Raw genomic sequence first — 18,522 nt, 5'->3', positions numbered from 1 at the left:
TTTTGAATGCCCGCGGGCAGTCTTTATTCATTATTTGTCAGGAGAATTACCATGGCGGTAGGTCCCGGAACCTTACCCGAGTTTTTTCCCATCAAAGGCGTAGAACTGGGCATTGCCAGTGCCGGTATTAAAAAGCCTGGCCGCAAAGATGTCGTATTATTTTCCTTGGCTGAGGGCACGCAGGTAGCCGGAATTTTCACCCGCAACCAGTTCTGTGCGGCACCGGTTACGCTTAGCCGCAAGCACCTTGCTGCAGGCGCGCCGCGCTATCTGCTCATTAATACCGGTAACGCCAACGCGGGCACTGGCGAACGCGGCCTGGTCGACGCAGCAGCCTGCTGTGAGGCTCTTGCAGCCGCCGCCGGCGTTGTTGAACATCAGGTGTTGCCATTCTCCACCGGCGTGATCGGTGAGCCTCTGCCGGTGGCCAACATTGTCGCAGCGCTGCCCGATGCACTGGCGGATACCCGCGTAGATCGCTGGGCCGAAGCGGCAAACGGCATTATGACCACCGACACCCGCCCCAAAGGGGCATCGGTGCAAGTGGATTTGGGCGGCCATACGGTGAGTATTTCCGGCATCAGCAAGGGTGCGGGCATGATTCGCCCCAACATGGCCACCATGCTGGGGTTCATTGCCACCGACGCCCGTATCGCGCCGGATGTGTTGCAATCCCTGGCCTCGGAGCTGGGTGAGCAGTCCTTCAATCGCATTACCATCGACGGTGACACCTCCACCAACGATGCCTGCATGCTGATCGCCAGCGGATGTTACGGCGGCCCGGAAATAACCGCTGACAGCCCGCTATTGGCGCCGTTAAAAGACGCTCTGCGCCAGGTGTATATGGATCTGGCCCACGCCATTGTGCGCGACGGTGAGGGGGCAACCAAGTTTGTAACCATTGAGGTTAACCACGCAGCGACAGTCAATGAAGCTCTGGATGTAGCCTACACGGTCGCGCATTCGCCGCTTGTTAAAACGGCGCTGTTTGCGTCAGACCCCAACTGGGGTCGCATTCTGGCCGCCGTTGGCCGCGCGGGTGTCGAAGGCCTGGACTTGAACGCCTTGGAAATTTACCTGGGAGACGTGTGTCTGGTCCGCAATGGCGGTCGGGCAGACGATTACTCGGAGGAACGCGGCCAGGCGGTGATGAACCAGGAAGAAATCACCATTCGCATCGACCTCAAACGAGGCGCAGTGCATGAGACCGTTTGGACCTGCGACTTCTCCCACGACTATGTCACCATCAACGCCGATTACCGCAGCTGATGCCTGTGATTGAGAATATGCCTGAGCAACCGCCTTCGACAGCACTTGGGGAAGTACCTGATAAAATGCCTGATGAAGTGCCGGAGAGAGCGCTAAGCGTATTACGTGAAGTGCACGTCGCCGTCGGCGTGATCATTCGCGATGGGCGGGTGCTGATTGCCCGCAGGCCCGAACACGCCCATCAGGGCGGACTACTGGAGTTTCCGGGGGGTAAAGTGGAGCCGGGTGAAACCGTGCAGCAGGCGTTGGTGCGTGAGATTGCCGAAGAAACCGGATTAAAGTTGATCGAATCCGCTTTACAGCCCGTCATTGGTATCCGACACGATTATGGCGACAAGCGTGTTTTTTTGGATGTTTGGTCGACCGACGCAGCATCAGGCGGGGCTCATGGCCGCGAAGGTCAGCCGATTCAGTGGCTATTGCCGCAGGATTTACGCGACGCGGATTTCCCCGCAGCGAATCGCCCAATTATCCGCGCTCTTCAACTGCCTTCGCAGTTGGCGTTAACGGGTAGCGACGTGGCAGAGGGTGAAAGTGGCCTGAAACGCTTAAAAACAGCGCTACAGGTTAGCCAGCCGCCGCTGATCGTGTTGCGGGCCCCGGCTTTGACTGAACAGGCGATAGCTTACAATCGCTTGGCGCAGAGTGCTTTGGCGCTGTGTCAGAGTAATGGCAGTGAGCTTATGTTACACGGCGTGCCCGAGCTGATGGACTGCCATCCCCAGGCTGCTGGCGTGCATTTGCCCTGGCGCCACGCCAGGCAGTGTCAGCAGCGGCCGGTGGTTGAATGCTTCAGGCTGGGGGTTTCCTGCCATAACGCAGAGCAACTGGCTCACGCTGCGGCCATCGGTGCCGACTATGCAACCCTGGGGCACGTGTTGGATACGCCTAGTCACCCCGATGAGGCGCCTCTGGGCTGGTGTGCGTTCAGCCAACTGGTGTCAGCGGCACGACTACCGGTGTATGGCATTGGCGGCTTATCGCCAGCCGATCTGCCACAGGCCCGCCAATGCGGCGCACAAGGCATCGCTGGCATTGGCTTCTGGTGGGCATAAGCCGGCGTTTAACAGCGCAGCGCAGCGCCACAGTTGTTATGATGTAACATATTTTTTACATCGTGGATGTGTATTGAACCAATACCGTCGAAGGTGTTTATTCGGCGATTATGCCAACGGGAGAGGCTGTGAGCAAACTGACGCACCTGAATGACAAAGGCGAAGCACGCATGGTCGACGTTACCGCCAAAGCGGTAACCGAGCGCGAAGCCCGTGCCGAGGCCACGATCAGTATGTCGGCCCAAACTCTGGCGATGATCGTGGATGGCCAACACCCGAAGGGTGACGTTTTGGCGGTGGCACGTATTGCCGGCATTATGGCGGCCAAGCGCACTCACGATCTGATCCCCCTGTGCCACGCCTTAAACCTGACCTCGGTGAAGGTAGAGCTAGAACCCGGTGCAGACGGCATGTCGGTCCACATTCGCACCTTGTGCAAGCTGTCTGGTCAGACCGGCGTAGAAATGGAAGCGCTAACGGCGGCCAGTATCGCCGCGTTGACCGTTTACGACATGTGCAAAGCAGTCGACAAGGCCATGGTTGTAAGCAACCTGCGCTTGGTGGAAAAGAAAGGCGGCCGCAGTGGCCACTGGCAGGCCAGCACCTGATCCGTAGAAACCCAGCACCTGATCTATTAGAAACAACGTACCTGCCGCAGGCAGGCTGCTCCATCTAAGATCATAAGATCGAACCACGAGGAATTACAGTGGCTGTTCGTTACATTGAGACTTGCCGGCTGCCGACCCCGTTTGGGGTTTTTGAAATGCACGGTTTTGAAGAGCCGGACACCGGCAAAGAGCACGTCGCGCTGACGCTGGGTGATCTGGCTGGCGACGAACCCATGTTAGCCCGCACCCACTCTGAATGCCTGACCGGTGACGCTCTTTACAGCATGCGCTGTGACTGTGGTTATCAACTGGAAGAAGCCTTGCGCAGCATCGCTCGTGAAGGTCGCGGTATTTTGATGTATCTGCGCCAGGAAGGCCGCGGTATCGGCCTGCTCAACAAGATTCGTGCTTACAACCTTCAAGACCAGGGTGCCGACACAGTCGAAGCCAACGAACGTTTGGGTTTTGCAGCGGATCTTCGTGACTACAGCATGTGCAAAGATATGTTGGAGCACTTGGGTATAAAGCGCTTGCGGTTGATGACGAACAACCCGCGCAAAGTAAAGGCGTTGTCGTCATACGGCATTGATGTTGTGGAAAGAGTCGAGCTGCACGTAGGAAGAAACCCCCATAACGAGCACTATCTGGACACCAAACAGAGCAAACTCGGCCATTTTCTGGCGATTCATCAGGACGATGACCCCCGGCTCTGAGCCTCTGAGCGCAGCAGGCGGCTTTCATACCTCGCCTGCTGAGTCTCCATCTCTTGTCAGAGCCAGGCAATTATCAGGAAGACTGCGCGGCTTTGCCCGACTGGCTGACCAATCGTTGCACGCGGCCAGTTATGCTGCGCTCGATAGTCGCAGCATCCAGACCGCATTCCTCTAACAGCTGATTGCGGCTGCCGTGGTCAACGAACGTGTCGGGCAGTCCCAGCTGCAGCACCGGCATGGTAATTTCTTCCTGATTCAACCATTCGCAAACCGCACTGCCGGCGCCCCCGGCGATGGCATTTTCCTCCAGAGTCACCAGCAAATCGTGCTGCTCTGCCAACTGGCGTATCAGAGCTTCATCCAGCGGTTTTACAAAGCGCATATCGGCCACTGTGGCGTCCAGCGCCTGTGCGGCTTTCAGGGCCCGCGGCAAAAGGGTGCCAAAATTCAGAATGGCGATACGGCCGCTTGCGCTCTTGCGCTCGCGTTCGCGCACAATTCTGCCTTTACCCAGGGGCAGTGTGTGCAACAACGGGTCAATCTCGACCCCGCTGCCGCTACCGCGGGGATAGCGCACCGCCGCCGGGCCTTCATGCACCAGACCGGTGTGCAGTAACTGCCGGGTTTCGTTTTCGTCAGACGGTGTCATCAACACCATATTGGGGATGCAACGCAGATAACTTATGTCGAAGGCCCCGGCATGAGTTGGGCCGTCTTCGCCCACCAGGCCGGCGCGGTCAATGGCAAACAGTACGTCCAGATTCTGAATGGCTACATCGTGGATAAGCTGATCGTAACCACGCTGTAAGAAGGTGGAGTAGATGGCCACCACCGGTTTAGCGCCATCACAGGCCATGCCGGCGGCCAAAGTAACGGCGTGCTGCTCGGCAATGGCAACGTCAAAATAACGCGCGGGAAAACGCTCGGCAAAGGCCAAAAGATCAGAGCCCTCGCACATGGCGGGGGTTATGCCCATCACTCGCTCATCCGCGGCTGCGGCATCACACAGCCATTGGCCAAACACGTTGGCGTATTTGGGCGCGGCCGGGCCAGACTTCACCGGCGCCGGTTTGCCGCTGGCAGCAGTGGTGGCTACCAGGGGTTCTATCTTGTTGATGGCGTGGTAGCCAATCGGGTCGGCTTCTGCGGGAGCAAAACCTTTGCCTTTGGTAGTGACAATGTGCAAAAACTGCGGGCCGCTGAGCTCGCGGATGTTCTCCAGGGTTTCTACCAGTAATGGCAGGTCGTGGCCGTCAATGGGGCCGATGTAATTGAACCCCAATTCTTCAAACAGGGTGCCTGGCGCAATCATGCCTTTGAAGTGTTCTTCGGTTTTTTTTGCCAGTTCGCGCAGACCCGGGGCTATCTCAAGCACTTTTTTGCTGCTGTCGCGCATTTGATGATAAGTGCGACTGGATAGAAGCTTGGCAAAATAATTGGACAGGCCACCTACGTTGCGGGAAATCGACATGTCGTTGTCGTTCAGAATCACCAACATATCGGCCTTCAAATGGCCGGCGTGATTCAGTGCCTCAAATGCCATGCCGGCGGTCATGGCGCCATCACCAATCACCGCGATGCTCTTGCGCGTCAGCCCTTGATGATTGGCGGCAATGGCCATGCCCAGGGCGGCGCTGATAGAGGTGCTGGAATGGCCCACACCAAAGGTGTCGTAAGGGCTCTCAGTGCGTTTGGGAAACCCTGCCAGGCCGTTTTTGCGGCGAATGCTGCCCATCTGTTCGCGGCGTCCTGTCAGGATTTTATGAGGGTAGGTCTGATGGCCCACGTCCCAAACCAGGCGGTCTTCCGGCGTATTGAACACATAGTGCAGGGCAACCGTTAGTTCCAGTACGCCCAGGCCGGCGCCAAAGTGGCCGCCTGTCGTGCCCACCGACCACAATAGAAACGACCGCAGCTCTCGTGCCAGCTGAGTTAACTGATCGGCGGGTAACTGGCGCATGTCTGCCGGCGAACCAATACGGTCCAGCATGGGGGTGTTGGGTCGCTGTAAGGGGATTTCCCTGAAAATCATTGTGTCCTGCATCTGCTCGGTTCTTTTTTGCATAATCGGCAAGGGTTGTCGTTGTATACGCTGCATCGTCGGGTTGTATCAGCGCCGCGCCTTGTCGTTTGCCACGTGTTTATCCCGCAGTGTGCGCCTCGAAGCGGGAGCGACTCAATGCCCGGAATGTTACGCGGGCGTTTGCTTAGTGGCTACGGGCCACTACGTAATCTGCCATGGCGTGAAGGGCGTCGGCTTGAATGCCAAGCCCCTCCAGGCTGTCGTGAGCCTCGGCTAGCAGCCTTGCCAAGTGTTCGCGTGCGCCTTCCGGCCCCAATAGTGCGGGGTAAGTGGGTTTGCCGCGGGCGATATCAGAGCCTTGGGTTTTGCCAATCACCTGGGTATCGCCTTCTATGTCCAGCAAATCGTCCTGCACCTGAAACGCCAGTCCCAGCGCGCGGGCGTAACGAGCCAGGGCGTCTAGCAACGCGGCGTCTGTTACGCCACCGGCCAGGGCTCCAAGGTGTACGCTGGCTTCAATCAGAGCGCCGGTCTTATGTCGGTGCATATTCTCTAGCTGTTCCAGAGTCAGGGTTCTTGCCACAGACTCCAGATCAGTAGCCTGCCCGCCCACCATACCGCTTGCCCCGCAGGCGTTCGCCAAAGCTTTTACCATAGCCAGTTTGACTTCAGCGCTTAACCGCGGCGCCGTGGCCAGTACCCGAAACGCCTCTGCCTGCAGAGCGTCGCCAGCAAGTATGGCCGAAGATTCGTCGAATGCGATGTGTGCGGTGGCGCGGCCGCGGCGCAGATCATCGTCGTCCATGGCCGGTAAGTCGTCGTGCATCAGCGAGTACGCGTGAATCATCTCCAGAGCACAGGCCGGTGCCAGAGCGATTTGGCGCTGGCCGCCAACGGCTTCGGCAGCGGCCAGGCAAAGCGCCGGGCGAATGCGCTTGCCACCGCCCAGCAAGCCATAGCGCATGGTGTCCTGCAGGCGCTGGGATGCGCTGGCTTGATCCATATAGTCGGCTAGCTGCTGGTCAATCTCAGCGCGGCAGTGTTGCAAAAATTCACTGGCTGGCAAGCGGGTGGCGGTGTTCACGAATCGCTGCTCTGATCGCTCTGTTCATTACTTTGCTCAAGGAACGGTCGGGTTTCCAGGCTGCCATCTCCGTTTTGTACCAGTACTTCTACCCGCTGCTCAGCGCTTTTCAGGGCTTGTTGGCAATCACGGGTAAGGCCGACGCCACGTTCGAAGGTAGCCAGCGATTGCTCCAGTGTTAACTCGCCGTGCTCCAGATCACGCACCAGCTGTTCCAGCTCCTCCAGGGACTTTTCAAAGCCACCCAACGAGGGTGCTTTTGTCGCGGCAGCCGCGGTGTCTTTTTTGCCAGCCATAAAAGCCTCCGCTGTGATCGAATCGAATAATGCCGCCAGACGGGGCATTAGGTGCGTTTCCGGCGGATTATAACAGAGCTTACGGGCTACTGCTGCCAGCACAGTTGTCGACATTCAGCGGGTTTGCCGCCGGGTTGCCAGGTTTGCTCGGTAACTCGTATTTCGCCACTGGCGGCCACGGTCACCACCGTGGTTACGCGGGTGCCGTAATGCTCGCCAATAATGAACGCCGGTGACAACATCCGCTCGGTAGTAAGGCCCACACCGGTGCGGGGCAACAAATGATCCGGGGCCGGAGTAGAATCTTTTAAGTGATTGATTAGCGCCTGGTGCAAAGGCTCACTGTCTTCACCGGCTGCGATTACGGTGTTGGTGACACGTTGGCGCAGACGCAACAGTTTGGGCCAGGGGGTTTGCAGCAGATGATTGCTAACGCCGTAGCAGCCGCGGTGCAGGCTACGCCCCGGGTGAGCGTCGCGGTTGCTGAAATACCAGCCGCCGGGGCCGGCCGCGCGTTCCTGGCCGGCATCGAGTGTCACCAGATTAAAACCGGAATAGCGGCTGGCATTATCGGCCAAGTGCTTGCGCAAGGCCTGGGGCGATTGTTGTAAGGCGCGCAGAGGCAAATCACCGCGGCTGATAACGCCGGGCTCCGGGCTGCCTTCGCGCACATTGGTGACCGCGCTGACAACACCGCTGGCGCTGATAGCCAGCCAGGTACCGCCGGCCTGTAAATCCCGGCCTGCCAGAATCTGCTCTGAAACCAGCGCATGGCTTGCACCAGTCCACCAATCCATAGCGGCCGTAGGCCGGTTGAAGAATTCATCCCGGTTAGCAGCAACCACCAGCGGATAGTGCCGGTTCTGGCCCAGAGTAAACGCAATCAAACACATATCCGCGCTATTTCCTTAACGTTGTGTATACAGAAGGTTGGTGCAATGGAGCCTTGTTTTCACAAGGTGTATCATACCCATCCATAAATGTAACGGCGGTGTGCGCTGCAATGTCTTTCATCATGCTTTTTTCGCTGTACCTCGCCTTGGGAGCGCTGGCGGGCAGTCTAGCCGGCCTGTTTGGCATTGGTGGCGGACTGGTTATTGTGCCGGTACTGATCTTCAGCTTTGGTGCCCAGGGCTTTAGCCCCGATATCGCCGCCCACATGGCAGTGGGGACCTCGCTGGCCACTATCGTGTTCACCTCGTTAAGTTCGATACGCTCACATCATGTTCACGGCGCAATTCGCTGGGACATTTTCCGGGCAATGACCGTGGGCATCGTATTTGGCGCTTTAATCGGTGCCTGGACCGCATCGCTGCTCAGCGGGCCAGCGCTCGAACTGATCATTGGCGTATTTGTGATCGTGGTGGCGGTAAAACTGTTGCTTGGCTTTGATCCCAAACCAGGTCGATCAGTGCCAGGTAATAAAGGGCTGGGTGTGGCGGGCGCCGTGATTGGCTGGGCCTCAGCCATCTTTGGAATTGGTGGCGGCACATTAACCGTGCCTTACCTAAGCCGCTGTAACATTAAAATGCAGCATGCCGTCGGTATCTCCGCAGCCTGCGGCCTGCCCATTGCGCTAGCCGGAGCTCTGGGCAACTTGTGGACCGGCTGGGGCAACCCGGAACTACCGGCACACAGCCTTGGTTTCATCTATTTGCCGGCGCTGATCGGGGTCATACTCACCAGCGTGTTATTCGCCCGTGTGGGCGCCAATCTGGCGCACCGCCTTAATGCGCCCCTATTGAGGCGCATCTTCGCCATTATGCTGGTGCTGATCGGCCTCCGCTTTCTACTGAGTTAAGGGATTACAATGTTGCAACATCCGCAGATCGATCCGGTGGCCATTGCTATCGGGCCACTGAAAATACACTGGTATGGCCTGACCTACCTGGTCGGCTTTGCGGCCGGCTGGTGGCTGGGGCGCTTACGCAGCCGCAAACCCTGGTCGCCGGTTAACGAAGAGCAAGTGGGCGACCTGCTGTTTTACCTGGCGCTGGGAGTTATTCTGGGTGGCCGTTTTGGTTATGTCATCTTCTACAACTTTGATGTGTTTCTGGCGGACCCATTGTGGCTGCTGCGGGTGTGGGAAGGCGGCATGTCGTTCCACGGCGGCCTGCTGGGGGTCATGCTTGGCATGTGGTGGTACGGCCGTAAAATAGGCGCAGGCTTCTGGCGCATGACCGATTTTGTTGCGCCACTGGTGCCTGTCGGCCTGGGGGCGGGGCGCATTGGCAACTTCATCAACGGCGAACTCTGGGGCAAACCCACGGATGTGCCCTGGGGCATGGTATTTCGGCAAGCGCCAGACGCCTTGGCCCGACACCCCTCCCAGCTCTATCAGTTCGCCCTCGAAGGCGTGCTGTTCTTCATCATCCTGTGGTGGTTCTCGGCTAAACCCCGGCCGCGTATGGCCGTATCTGGCCTGTTTCTGACCTGCTACGGTGTGTTCCGCTTCGCGGTGGAATTCGTGCGTGAGCCTGACGCTCAACTGGGCTACCTGGCTTTTGACTGGCTTACTATGGGGCAAGTGCTGTCATTGCCCATGGTGCTAGCTGGCCTGATCCTGATGACCATAGCCTACCGGAGAAATGCCGTATGAAAGCCTACCTGGACCTGATGCAAGACATAGTCGACAACGGCAGCGACCGCGGTGACCGCACCGGCGTAGGCACCCGCTCGGTATTCGGCCGCCAGGTTCGCTTCAATCTGCAGCAAGGTTTCCCCCTGGTCACCACAAAAAAGATTCACCTGCGCAGCATCATCCAGGAACTGCTGTGGTTCCTGCAGGGCTCCACTGACAACAACTGGCTGACCGAACGCAAAGTCAACATCTGGAATGAATGGGCTCTGGATAACGGCGACTTAGGCCCCATATACGGCAAGCAATGGCGCAGCTGGCAGTGTCAAGACGGCCGCGTGATTGACCAGATCAGCGACCTGATCGACCAGATTCGCCAAAAACCCAATTCCCGTCGCCTGATTGTCTCCGCCTGGAATCCGGCCGAACTGCCTGACGAATCCATCGGCCCGCAAGACAACGTGCGCCAGGGCCACATGGCACTGGCCCCATGTCACTGCCTATTCCAGTTCTACGTCAACGACGGCAAACTCTCCTGCCAGCTTTACCAGCGCAGCGCCGATCTGTTCCTGGGCGTACCCTTCAATATTGCCTCCTACGCCTTGCTAACCCACATGATCGCCCAACAATGCGATCTGGACGTGGGCGAATTTGTACACACCTTTGGCGATTGCCACCTGTACAGCAATCACTTGACTGACGATATCGTATTCGAACAACTCAAGCGTGAACCACGGGCGCTGCCAAAGCTGGTGATCAAGCGCAAGCCTAACTCCATCTTCGGTTACGATCTGGACGATTTTGAGTTTGAAGGCTACGACCCACACCCCGGCATCAAAGCACCGATTGCGATTTAACAGTTGAGTCAGTTATTAGTTTTTTCAGCGAGGCGGAAAATAAAGAAAATCGCTCTACCCCGCACCCTTGCAGCCTCCAAAATCTAATTAATACTCAGCTTTCCGCATTGAAAAAGGAAACCACCATGCAAAAAGCACTCATTGTCGCCATGGCTCAAAATCGCGTTATTGGCCGTAACAACAATCTGCCATGGTACCTACCCGGCGACCTGAAATACTTCAAACAAGCCACCATGGGCAAACCCGTCATCATGGGCCGCAAAACCTGGGACTCCATCGGTCGCCCCTTGCCAGGGCGCATGAACGTGGTTATCACACGCAATGAAGAATGGCAGGCACCGGCAGGCATCACTGCAGCCACAACTTTGCGGGCAGCACTAAAAAAAGCCGAAGCACAGGCCGAACTGGATGGTATTGAAGAAGTCATGGTGATTGGCGGCGGGCAAATCTACGCCGAGGTGCTACCGCTGGTGGATCGTATTTACATTACCCTAGTGCACGCGAACGTGGAGGGCGATGCTTACTTTCCGGAAGTGAACTGGGAAGAGTGGGAAGAAATCGGACGGGAGGATTTCTCCGCGTCCGATAACAATCCTTACAACTACAGCTTCGTAGTGTATCAGCGCTTGGCGTCAGATTAACGCGCTGGGCGCTTGGCAGCGGGCTTACCCGCAAACTTGCCTTTGCCGCCAGGAGCGCCACCACCACCCGGACGCTTCTTGAAGCCAGGCTTCGGGCCTTTGCGGAACTCGCCAGGGCGACCGGCTTTGCGGTCACGATTTGGCTGCGTGGTTGATACCGCTGGCAGAGCTTCCGGCTGCTCCAGCGGCAACGAACCTGGTTGAGTGGCTTCCAGCATGCACGCCAGAGCGCCTGCAACCATCGTAATGTCCATCTCGTTGCGCTCGGCAATATCGTCCAGCATCGCCATTGCTTTGCTCAGTTTGCGATCTTCCGCAAAACCTATCAGTTGGCTTTCAAACTGATCTACGCGCATTTTCTGCAGCGCCGCCGGCGAGGGCAACTCATAGGCTTCCATGGTCGCATTGGTAGCGCGCTCCAGAGTGCGCAGCCAGCTACGCTCCCGGGGCGTTACCAACAAAATGGCTTTACCATCACGACCGGCACGGCCAGTACGACCAATGCGGTGAATATACGCTTCGGTGTCGTAAGGTACGTCGTAGTTGATCACGTGTGTTATGCGCGGCACGTCCAGACCACGGGCAGCAACGTCTGTGGCTACAACGATGTCTTTCTTGCCACGCTTCAGGTCTTCAACCGTCTGCTCGCGTTGACGTTGGTTCAGGTCGCCGTTCAAGGGCGCCGCAGCGTGACCGCGAGCAGCCAGCTTTTCCGCCAACACGATGGTTTCGGCCTTGGTGCGCACAAAAATAATCGACGCATCAAGCGGCTCTACTTCCAGAATGCGGGTCAGGGCATCAAGCTTGCGCTCAGCGTACACCGGCAGTACGTACTGGGAGATAGCATCAACCGTGCGGCTTGCGCTTTCGATACGTACTTCAACCGCATCGTTCAGATAGGTCTGAGCAACCTTCTTGATTTGCGGCGGCATGGTGGCCGAGAACAGGGCGCGCTGGCAGTTGTCCGGGGTTTTCGACAGAATCGCTTCAACGTCGTCAATAAAGCCCATGCGCAGCATTTCGTCGGCTTCATCCAGCACCAGAGCTTTCAGGTTATCCAGCTTCAGAGTGCCTTTGCGCAGGTGGTCCAGCATCCGGCCAGGAGTGCCAACAATAACGTGAGCGCCGCGGCGCAGGCCTTTAATCTGCGGGAAAAAATCTTGACCGCCATAAATCGGAAGCACACGAAAATTAGGGAGCTTGCTGGCATAGGTGGAAAATGCCTCGGCCACCTGAATGGCCAGTTCGCGGGTAGGCGCCAAAACCAGAATCTGCGGCGCGTTGACGCTTGGGTCCACCCGGCTCAGCAGTGGCAAAGCAAAAGCGGCGGTTTTACCGGTGCCGGTCTGGGCTACACCCAGTAAATGGCGGCCGGACAATAGCGCAGGAATAGCTTGCGCCTGTATGGGTGTGGGGGTTTCATAGCCAACGGCGGTCACCGCTTCAAGAACGGCAGGATCAAGCCCCAGTTCGGCAAAAGACAATTCAGACATTGATGTACTCGGAATTCGAAAGGTAAAGCATTGGCGTGCAATGCGTGATGTGAGCGGATTATAACGGTTTTGTTGCTGCTTTAATACGCAAAAATGAGTGCTGGCTCGTAGGTAGTTGTCCGCGGATGTCAAAAAGGGGCGTTAGGCGCCCTTATCAGGTCCAGGGTGACGATTTGAACGTTTGTCATCCCAACTCAATTCCTGTGGTTTGTACCAGCCGATGGCCCGTAATACTTTCTCGCGTGTTTGTATCGACAGGATGACCCAGAGCTGCTGGAAATCTTCCAGGCCCTGCTCACGCAGGCGGGCCTGCCTACTTTGCAGGCGGCCAACGGTGCGAGGCAGGTTCAGCGCGGCACCCAGCTGGCCGGGCACTGTCACTTCTTGCCCCAGCACTGTGCGGCGATGGGTGCGCGCTGCCAGCACTCGCTGCAATTCAACGGCGGCGTCTAGCGCTGTGTCTTCGGTAAATGTGTCCACTTGCACTGATTTTGCTCGCAATAATGACAATTTTTTAATAAACCACGACAAGTTGCTAGCTATCCCCGCTCCTATGGTGCCGTGGTAGGCTTAGGTCCGCAACAAGGAGAGTTTGGATCGCTATGTACGCAAAAATTGAAACACGCGCCTTTTTGGCCATGCTGGTCGGGGTCTCAGTCGCCTTTATATTGTTGATGAAGCCTTTTTTCGGGCCGATATTCTGGGCGGTGGCTATTGCCCTCATCTTCCATCCGGTTCAACTGAAATTGGCTCGGCGCTTTGGCGATCGGCCTAACACCAACGCATTGATCACCCTGTTTCTATGCATGGTGATTGTGGTCATTCCCGTGCTGTTGCTGGTGACTTCCCTAGTAGCAGAGGGTGTCGGCCTGTATCAGAAAATTCAGGACGGCGACGTGCGCCCTGGCGAGTATATCGACCAGGTGAATCAGTCGTTCCCGGCCATTCAGTCTTTTTTGGCGCAGTTTGACGTTAGCTTCGCTGAACTGCGTGATCGCGCCGTTAATCTGATGGTTAGCGGTAGTCAGTTCCTGGGTAAGCAGGCGTTAGGTCTGGGTCAGAATACTTTCCAGTTTTTTCTTGGCCTGGCATTGATGGTCTATCTGGCGTTCTTTCTACTGCGTGATGGCGTAAGCCTGGTAGAGCTTCTGATCCGCGCCCTGCCGCTGGGAGACGAACGTGAGCGCCTGCTATTTGCCAAGTTTGCCGAAGTTACCCGGGCGACGGTAAAAGGAAATCTGCTGATTGCTATTATTCAGGGTGCCATGGGCGGCCTGATTTTTTGGATTCTGGGTATTCATGGCGCGCTTCTTTGGGGTGTGGTGATGGCCATGGTGTCGTTGTTACCGGCGGTGGGTGCGGCATTGGTGTGGGTACCTGCCGCTATTTACCTGGCTGCGATAGGCGATGTGGTTCAGGCGCTGATATTGACCGCCTTCGGTATTGTGGTGATTGGTCTTGCCGATAACGTATTACGCCCGATTCTGGTTGGGCGCGACACCAAACTGCCAGATTACATTGTGTTGCTGTCTACCCTTGGCGGCCTCGCCATGTTTGGTATCAACGGCTTTGTTATGGGCCCTTTAGTGGCGGCGCTGTTTAACGCTTTTTGGGGTATTTTTATTCGCGAGTTCAGCCACGAATCGCCCATTACCCAGGCGTGGTTACGCGGCGGCGAGGCTAAAGATTCAGGCAAGGCTGATACGCCTGTAGAAACAGATAATACCAAGTCCAGCTAACCGCTAAGGCAATGCTTAAGCTTTCAGGGTTGGTCGAAACAATCGATTTTCGCGGTTAATGAGTGCCGGCTTTAGCCGTTTGTGCATGGTTGTTTTGCGCACCGCTGGTTACACCCTGTGTTAACACTGCCTTATCGGCAGATCCGGCGATGTCTGCAAAGCTGGTGCGAGCCTGCAATAGCCCTCTTTATCGCGGTTTTAACGATGTCCTCAATGTACGCGAAACCGTGGTGCGTCTGGGTATGAAGACAACCCGCCAACTGGTGATCGTATTCGCCATGCGTGACGTGTTTAAGAGCCGTCAGCCGTTGCCGCAGAAACACATGGAACTTTTATGGCAGCACTCTCGCGAAATGGCAGCGCTGTGCTGGGTGCTGGGTGCTGGCTGATGAGGCGACCCGCCACGCTCAAGGCTGGGACTATGCCAGCGATCAGCCGCAACCACAGCTGGTAGACGTAGTGATTGTGGCGCAAATGCACGCCATGATTGGTTCTGGCCAGAGCGAGGGGTTGTCACGTTTTGATCAGTTGCCTGCTTACAGTCGTCTGGGCGGGCTTGAGCTGAATGCGTCGCGCAGCCTGGATCTGTTAACCCGCGCCCGCAGTCGTGTGGATGAAGTAAAACAGCTGCTGGCCATTCGTTAGGCTCACTCAGCTGATGGCCGGCGCGTAGTCGGCCAGCGCCTGGGGCCAGCGCAAATAAAGATAGCCTCCGCAAAATACTAACCAGGCCGTGAAAGCTGCAGCGGTTGTGCTGTCTGGATAGAGCGCGATGCGGTCATAACGACTGTAGCTTGCGCGCACCAGACCCGTAATCGCCAGTCCAAGCAACAAGCCACCCACAATATCGCTAAACCAGTGCACACCCAGATAAAGCCGACTTAACGCCATCGGAAGCAGCGGCAGCGATGCCAGCATATATATCTGCCAGCGTTTGCGGGCGCTGGTTTCGGCTGCAATAAAACCAGCCGCAAGAGTCACCAGCACCGTAATGCCGGCGGTATGGCCGCTGGGAAACGAACCGGATTGCGGCGGTGCAAACACCATTTCCGGTCGTGCTGCAGCAAAGCCGTTTTTCAGTGCCCACACCAGAATAGTGGTCAGCACGCCGGCGGCCAGGCAATGCAGTGCGCCGGCGTAAAAACCGCGAAACGTCAAGGCCAGGCAGGCAAGTGCGCTGGCTATCAGTAAAACCGCCGGGTCGCCTAGCGAGGTAATCGCAACAGCGGGTATCTCCAGCAGCGGTTGGCGCCAGGCCGTAAACCATTCCAGTACTGCTTGATCAAAAGGCCGCAGAACATCGGTAAATACCGCCAGCTGGCCCCACAACACAAACAGACTAGCGCTGCCCAGACCCAGCATAAGAGATGCCAGAGGAAACTCGCTCTGGTTAGTAGGGCGTTGCTTGCTGTACAGATGCCAGAATCGATGGCTGGCACGGTAGTTTTGCACAGCCTGCTCCAGATACTGGTACACACGGCCGCGGTCCGTCAGGCCCAGGTGGGCGCGAAATAACACCAGATACACCAGCAACAGAACGCCCACGCTGACCAAGCTAACGGCATAGGCGTGGGGCGGTGGCCGTAACTCTGACGTAAGCGCGCTGCCTACTAGAAATCCCGGCAATACATAAACGGGTGCCCATGCAACAGCCGAGCTGATATTGAAGACAACAAAGCGGTGCCAAGGCATCCAAAGCGCACCAGCAACCAGGGGAATGATGGGCCTGATCGGGCCAATAAAGCGCCCCGCCACAATACTAAAGGCGCCGTGCCGGTAAAAAAAGGCCTCTCCGCGGGCCACGATGGCCGGGTAGCGGCTCATGGGCCAAACGTTATTAAGCCTTCCGGTCAGCAAGCGCCCCAGGGCAAAACTCAGGGTATCGCCGACAATGGCGCCAAAAAACACCCAGAACAGAGCCTCGCCCAGTGCCATGCCGGTTTGTCCGGCCAAGGCAGTCAGCGCAAACAGAATGGCCACGCCGGGTACCAGTAGACCGGCAACCGCCAGCGACTCCACCAGGGCAGTGGCAAACAGCGCGGCGCCCAGCCAGCCCGGATTTGCAGCCACTAAAGCGCTAAGCTCACCTAGCCAGCCCGGCATTATAAGGCTTCGAATCCGGGCGCAAACCGTACACTGTTGCCGCCCGTCTTACGGGCTTGGCTGGCGCCGTTATGGGCCCGTTCTATCAAAGCGTTGCTTTCGCAATCAGCGGACATGTGTGTGGTGCAGCCTATGCTGACGCTGCTGCTGTCGACCGGCAGCCATTGCCGTTCTGCGATCGTGCGACGAATGCGCTCGGCGACTACTCGCGCGCCCTCCTCTGGGGTGAATGGCAATATCAGGAACAGAGTCGATTCGCTAAGGGTATAAAGAATATCGCCGGCGCGAATGATTTCGAACAGCTGCTGAATAATTTGTCGCTGTAAAGCAGGCAGAGTGTCGTTGCTATGCAGCGTCGCCACTTCATCAGCGTGATCTATATCCAGAGCAATCACCGACAATGGGTGTCCGGTTACCTTGGCTCGGCTGATTTCCTGTTGCAGGTTTTCGTCAAGAAACCGGCCGTGGTGGGCTCCCGTCAACGGATCGATAATGGTCAGATCATCCGCAGATTGCGCCATGGTACTGTAGCGCCGCACTGCCAACGCGAAGGTTCCCAATAGCATGGCCATGCCACCGAAAGCCGCCAGAGCTTCTGTGGTGCCTGCTTTCAGCATTAACAGCAGTGTCATCAGTACCAGTAATAACAGCGACAGGCCCAGGCCTTCGCGCGCCGGCAGAATGAGTAAGTTCAGCGCTAGCAAAGGCATTGCCCAGTGGCTGGCAATCGGGCTCTGACTGGCAGCGCTGGTCGCCAGCACGGCGCCATTGAGGGTGCATAGCACAATAAAATGACCTTTTGCGGTCAATTGCTGGCGCCTGTTCATAATGGTGTAGGCCAGGCCCGATCCGGCCAACACGGCCATGGCCAGAGCGACAAAAAACAGTCCGTAAAAGCCGTAGCGCAGATTTTGCAGGCCCAGCATCAGCAAGAATAGGGCGGTTAGCAGATACGCTATGCCATAGGTGCGGGTGCGCAGCCGGGTTTCGGTCATGCCTTTGGCTCCTGGTTCCGCCCGTTGAAGTTCTGGCTGTTATGACTGGCGTGTTGCTGGGCCCTGCGTAACGCGGCTGTGACGCTACGTTGCAGGCTGCTGGCGTCATCGCCAATGTTGAGTCCGGCGGCACCGGTGCTGAGTGTCATGGTCAGTTGGTGGTTGGTTAACAGTTTTTGCACGCCGCGCTGCAGAGCCTCGGCCTGCCGCGAGGCCTGGGAGCTGGTAATACCGGGAAGAATAATCAGGAACTGAAGATTTGCAACGCGATAATAAGCGTCAAAGTCGCGGATGTGGCTGTGCAAATAGCGCCTGATTTGCGGCAGAATCGAACGCAAATCGGCACCCGCCGGCTCTGCATCGTTGCTGGTTTTTAATGCCAGCATGATGACTGACAGGGTTGTGCCTTCGCGCTCGCTGCGTTGGATTTCTTTATTCAAGTCGGCGGTCAGGTGCTGTTGGCTGGCGGCGTTGGTCAGCTCGTCGGTGCGTCGCAGGGGCATTAGCTGGCGGCGTTTGAACTCCAGTAGAAATATCAGCATCAGGCTGAGGAGCAGGGTTAGAAAAAAGGCGCCGATCATCTGATGGCGTTGGGCAATGCCGCTGGCCTGATACACCATAAACATGGCGATGGCGACAACCGCAACAATGGCAATCCAGGCCCCGCGCCGCGGCACTGCAACATAGGCTAGCAGTGGCAGGCCGTAGAGCCAATAACTCATAAGCCACCGGTCTGTTAATGCGGCAGTGGCGACCAATAGCACCAGAATAACAAAAAATCCGGCGCGCAGGGCAGGCCAAGGTGCGGAGCCATGGCGTTTGCGGAACGTCGGGCTGCACACCACAATGCCGCCAACCGTTGCAGTGCAGGCGGCTAACAGTGGCTCACTTGCCGGCACACAGATCGCAGCCATAGCTGCAGCACCAATGAAGGCGCTGTGTGCAAGGGGTTTTAACAGCACGGAGCCGGCCATCGTGGCCATGTTCGTGTTCCTTTTAGTGACAACGGGTTTTCGGAGTTTAAGGCACGAGTATACTAGTCGTTTGGGGTGCGTACTTGAATGCAGA

Annotated in this window: 18 protein-coding genes and 1 pseudogene; 10 read left to right on the top strand and 9 right to left on the bottom strand. The window is 57.1% G+C overall.

Annotated elements, in window-relative coordinates:
• Positions 1 to 51: 51 nt before the first annotated feature.
• The 4 genes from argJ (at position 52) to ribA (ending at position 3,645) form a co-directional block, all read left to right on the top strand.
• Entirely contained in the window at positions 52 to 1,269 is a 1,218-nt protein-coding gene (gene argJ / locus A3OI_RS0113920) for a bifunctional glutamate N-acetyltransferase/amino-acid acetyltransferase ArgJ (protein ID WP_018404867.1), read from the top strand.
• A 65-nt stretch (positions 1,270 to 1,334) separates the two neighbouring features.
• Positions 1,335 to 2,324: a Nudix family hydrolase gene (locus A3OI_RS0113915; RefSeq protein ID WP_018404866.1), complete on the top strand. Its 990-nt coding sequence runs from the start codon at positions 1,335 to 1,337 to the stop codon at positions 2,322 to 2,324.
• A 110-nt stretch (positions 2,325 to 2,434) separates the two neighbouring features.
• A complete protein-coding gene (gene moaC, locus A3OI_RS0113910) occupies positions 2,435 to 2,932 on the top strand; it encodes a cyclic pyranopterin monophosphate synthase MoaC (RefSeq protein WP_323806887.1) in 498 nt (165 codons plus the stop codon).
• A gap of 98 nt (positions 2,933 to 3,030) precedes the next feature.
• Positions 3,031 to 3,645, top strand: coding sequence for a GTP cyclohydrolase II (gene ribA / locus A3OI_RS0113905; protein WP_018404864.1), 615 nt, complete (start codon positions 3,031 to 3,033; stop codon positions 3,643 to 3,645).
• Positions 3,646 to 3,718: 73 nt separating this feature from the next.
• On the opposite strand, the gene dxs is transcribed toward ribA, so the two are convergent.
• The 4 genes from dxs to A3OI_RS0113885 form a co-directional block, all read right to left on the bottom strand.
• Positions 3,719 to 5,689, bottom strand: a complete 1,971-nt coding sequence (gene dxs / locus A3OI_RS0113900; protein ID WP_018404863.1) for a 1-deoxy-D-xylulose-5-phosphate synthase — start codon at positions 5,687 to 5,689, stop codon at positions 3,719 to 3,721.
• Positions 5,690 to 5,852: 163 nt separating this feature from the next.
• Positions 5,853 to 6,752, bottom strand: a complete 900-nt coding sequence (locus tag A3OI_RS0113895) for a polyprenyl synthetase family protein (protein WP_018404862.1) — start codon at positions 6,750 to 6,752, stop codon at positions 5,853 to 5,855.
• Positions 6,749 to 7,048: an exodeoxyribonuclease VII small subunit gene (locus A3OI_RS0113890; RefSeq protein WP_026224216.1), complete on the bottom strand. Its 300-nt coding sequence runs from the start codon at positions 7,046 to 7,048 to the stop codon at positions 6,749 to 6,751. Before A3OI_RS0113890 ends, A3OI_RS0113895 begins: the two co-directional genes overlap by 4 nt.
• Before the next feature lie 86 nt (positions 7,049 to 7,134).
• Positions 7,135 to 7,941 (bottom strand): NRDE family protein, encoded by an 807-nt coding sequence (locus A3OI_RS0113885; RefSeq protein WP_018404860.1) that lies wholly within the window; start codon positions 7,939 to 7,941, stop codon positions 7,135 to 7,137.
• 122 nt (positions 7,942 to 8,063) lie between these two features.
• Here A3OI_RS0113885 and A3OI_RS0113880 point away from each other — a divergent pair, with 122 nt between their 5' ends.
• The 4 genes from A3OI_RS0113880 to A3OI_RS0113865 all read left to right on the top strand — a co-directional run bounded on the left by A3OI_RS0113880 (position 8,064) and on the right by A3OI_RS0113865 (position 11,124).
• Positions 8,064 to 8,849 (top strand): sulfite exporter TauE/SafE family protein, encoded by a 786-nt coding sequence (locus tag A3OI_RS0113880; RefSeq protein ID WP_026224215.1) that lies wholly within the window; start codon positions 8,064 to 8,066, stop codon positions 8,847 to 8,849.
• 9 nt (positions 8,850 to 8,858) lie between these two features.
• Complete coding sequence (gene lgt, locus A3OI_RS0113875; protein WP_018404858.1) at positions 8,859 to 9,647, top strand: prolipoprotein diacylglyceryl transferase; 789 nt, start codon at positions 8,859 to 8,861, stop codon at positions 9,645 to 9,647.
• Positions 9,644 to 10,483 (top strand): thymidylate synthase, encoded by an 840-nt coding sequence (locus tag A3OI_RS0113870; RefSeq protein ID WP_018404857.1) that lies wholly within the window; start codon positions 9,644 to 9,646, stop codon positions 10,481 to 10,483. The genes lgt and A3OI_RS0113870 overlap by 4 nt, the downstream gene beginning before the upstream one ends.
• Before the next feature lie 125 nt (positions 10,484 to 10,608).
• Positions 10,609 to 11,124 (top strand): dihydrofolate reductase, encoded by a 516-nt coding sequence (locus A3OI_RS0113865; RefSeq protein WP_018404856.1) that lies wholly within the window; start codon positions 10,609 to 10,611, stop codon positions 11,122 to 11,124.
• On the opposite strand, the gene A3OI_RS20300 is transcribed toward A3OI_RS0113865, so the two are convergent.
• Both A3OI_RS20300 and A3OI_RS0113855 read right to left on the bottom strand, forming a co-directional pair.
• Complete coding sequence (locus tag A3OI_RS20300) at positions 11,121 to 12,617, bottom strand: DEAD/DEAH box helicase (protein ID WP_018404855.1); 1,497 nt, start codon at positions 12,615 to 12,617, stop codon at positions 11,121 to 11,123. The two genes, A3OI_RS0113865 and A3OI_RS20300, sit on opposite strands and share 4 nt — an antisense overlap.
• A 141-nt stretch (positions 12,618 to 12,758) precedes the next feature.
• Positions 12,759 to 13,103: a hypothetical protein gene (locus tag A3OI_RS0113855; RefSeq protein WP_040475092.1), complete on the bottom strand. Its 345-nt coding sequence runs from the start codon at positions 13,101 to 13,103 to the stop codon at positions 12,759 to 12,761.
• 116 nt (positions 13,104 to 13,219) lie between these two features.
• On the opposite strand from A3OI_RS0113855, the gene A3OI_RS0113850 reads away from it, so the two are divergent.
• Both A3OI_RS0113850 and A3OI_RS22115 read left to right on the top strand, forming a co-directional pair.
• The gene (locus A3OI_RS0113850) at positions 13,220 to 14,356 is read left to right on the top strand and encodes an AI-2E family transporter (RefSeq protein ID WP_018404853.1); all 1,137 of its coding nucleotides are present in this window, start codon (positions 13,220 to 13,222) and stop codon (positions 14,354 to 14,356) included.
• A gap of 119 nt (positions 14,357 to 14,475) precedes the next feature.
• Positions 14,476 to 15,001 (top strand): annotated as a pseudogene (locus A3OI_RS22115) (HDOD domain-containing protein); the annotation flags it as partial.
• Between the two features lie 6 nt (positions 15,002 to 15,007).
• Here the strand turns inward: A3OI_RS22115 and A3OI_RS0113835 are convergent.
• Genes A3OI_RS0113835 through A3OI_RS0113825 form a run of 3 tightly spaced genes read right to left on the bottom strand, consistent with a single transcriptional unit; the run spans position 15,008 to position 18,437 of the window.
• Entirely contained in the window at positions 15,008 to 16,459 is a 1,452-nt protein-coding gene (locus A3OI_RS0113835) for a bifunctional DedA family/phosphatase PAP2 family protein (protein ID WP_018404852.1), read from the bottom strand.
• On the bottom strand, positions 16,459 to 17,454 hold the full coding sequence (locus A3OI_RS0113830) for a GGDEF domain-containing protein (RefSeq protein WP_018404851.1): 996 nt from the start codon (positions 17,452 to 17,454) through the stop codon (positions 16,459 to 16,461). Before A3OI_RS0113830 ends, A3OI_RS0113835 begins: the two co-directional genes overlap by 1 nt.
• Positions 17,451 to 18,437, bottom strand: coding sequence for a GGDEF domain-containing protein (locus tag A3OI_RS0113825; RefSeq protein WP_018404850.1), 987 nt, complete (start codon positions 18,435 to 18,437; stop codon positions 17,451 to 17,453). Before A3OI_RS0113825 ends, A3OI_RS0113830 begins: the two co-directional genes overlap by 4 nt.
• Positions 18,438 to 18,522 lie beyond the last annotated feature (85 nt).

Origin of the sequence: Marinobacter gelidimuriae, assembly GCF_000372805.1 — a bacterium.
Lineage (GTDB): Bacteria > Pseudomonadota > Gammaproteobacteria > Pseudomonadales > Oleiphilaceae > Marinobacter > Marinobacter gelidimuriae.
Note: the sequence above shows the minus strand (reverse complement) of the source record. Positions and strands in the feature narration are given on the sequence as shown.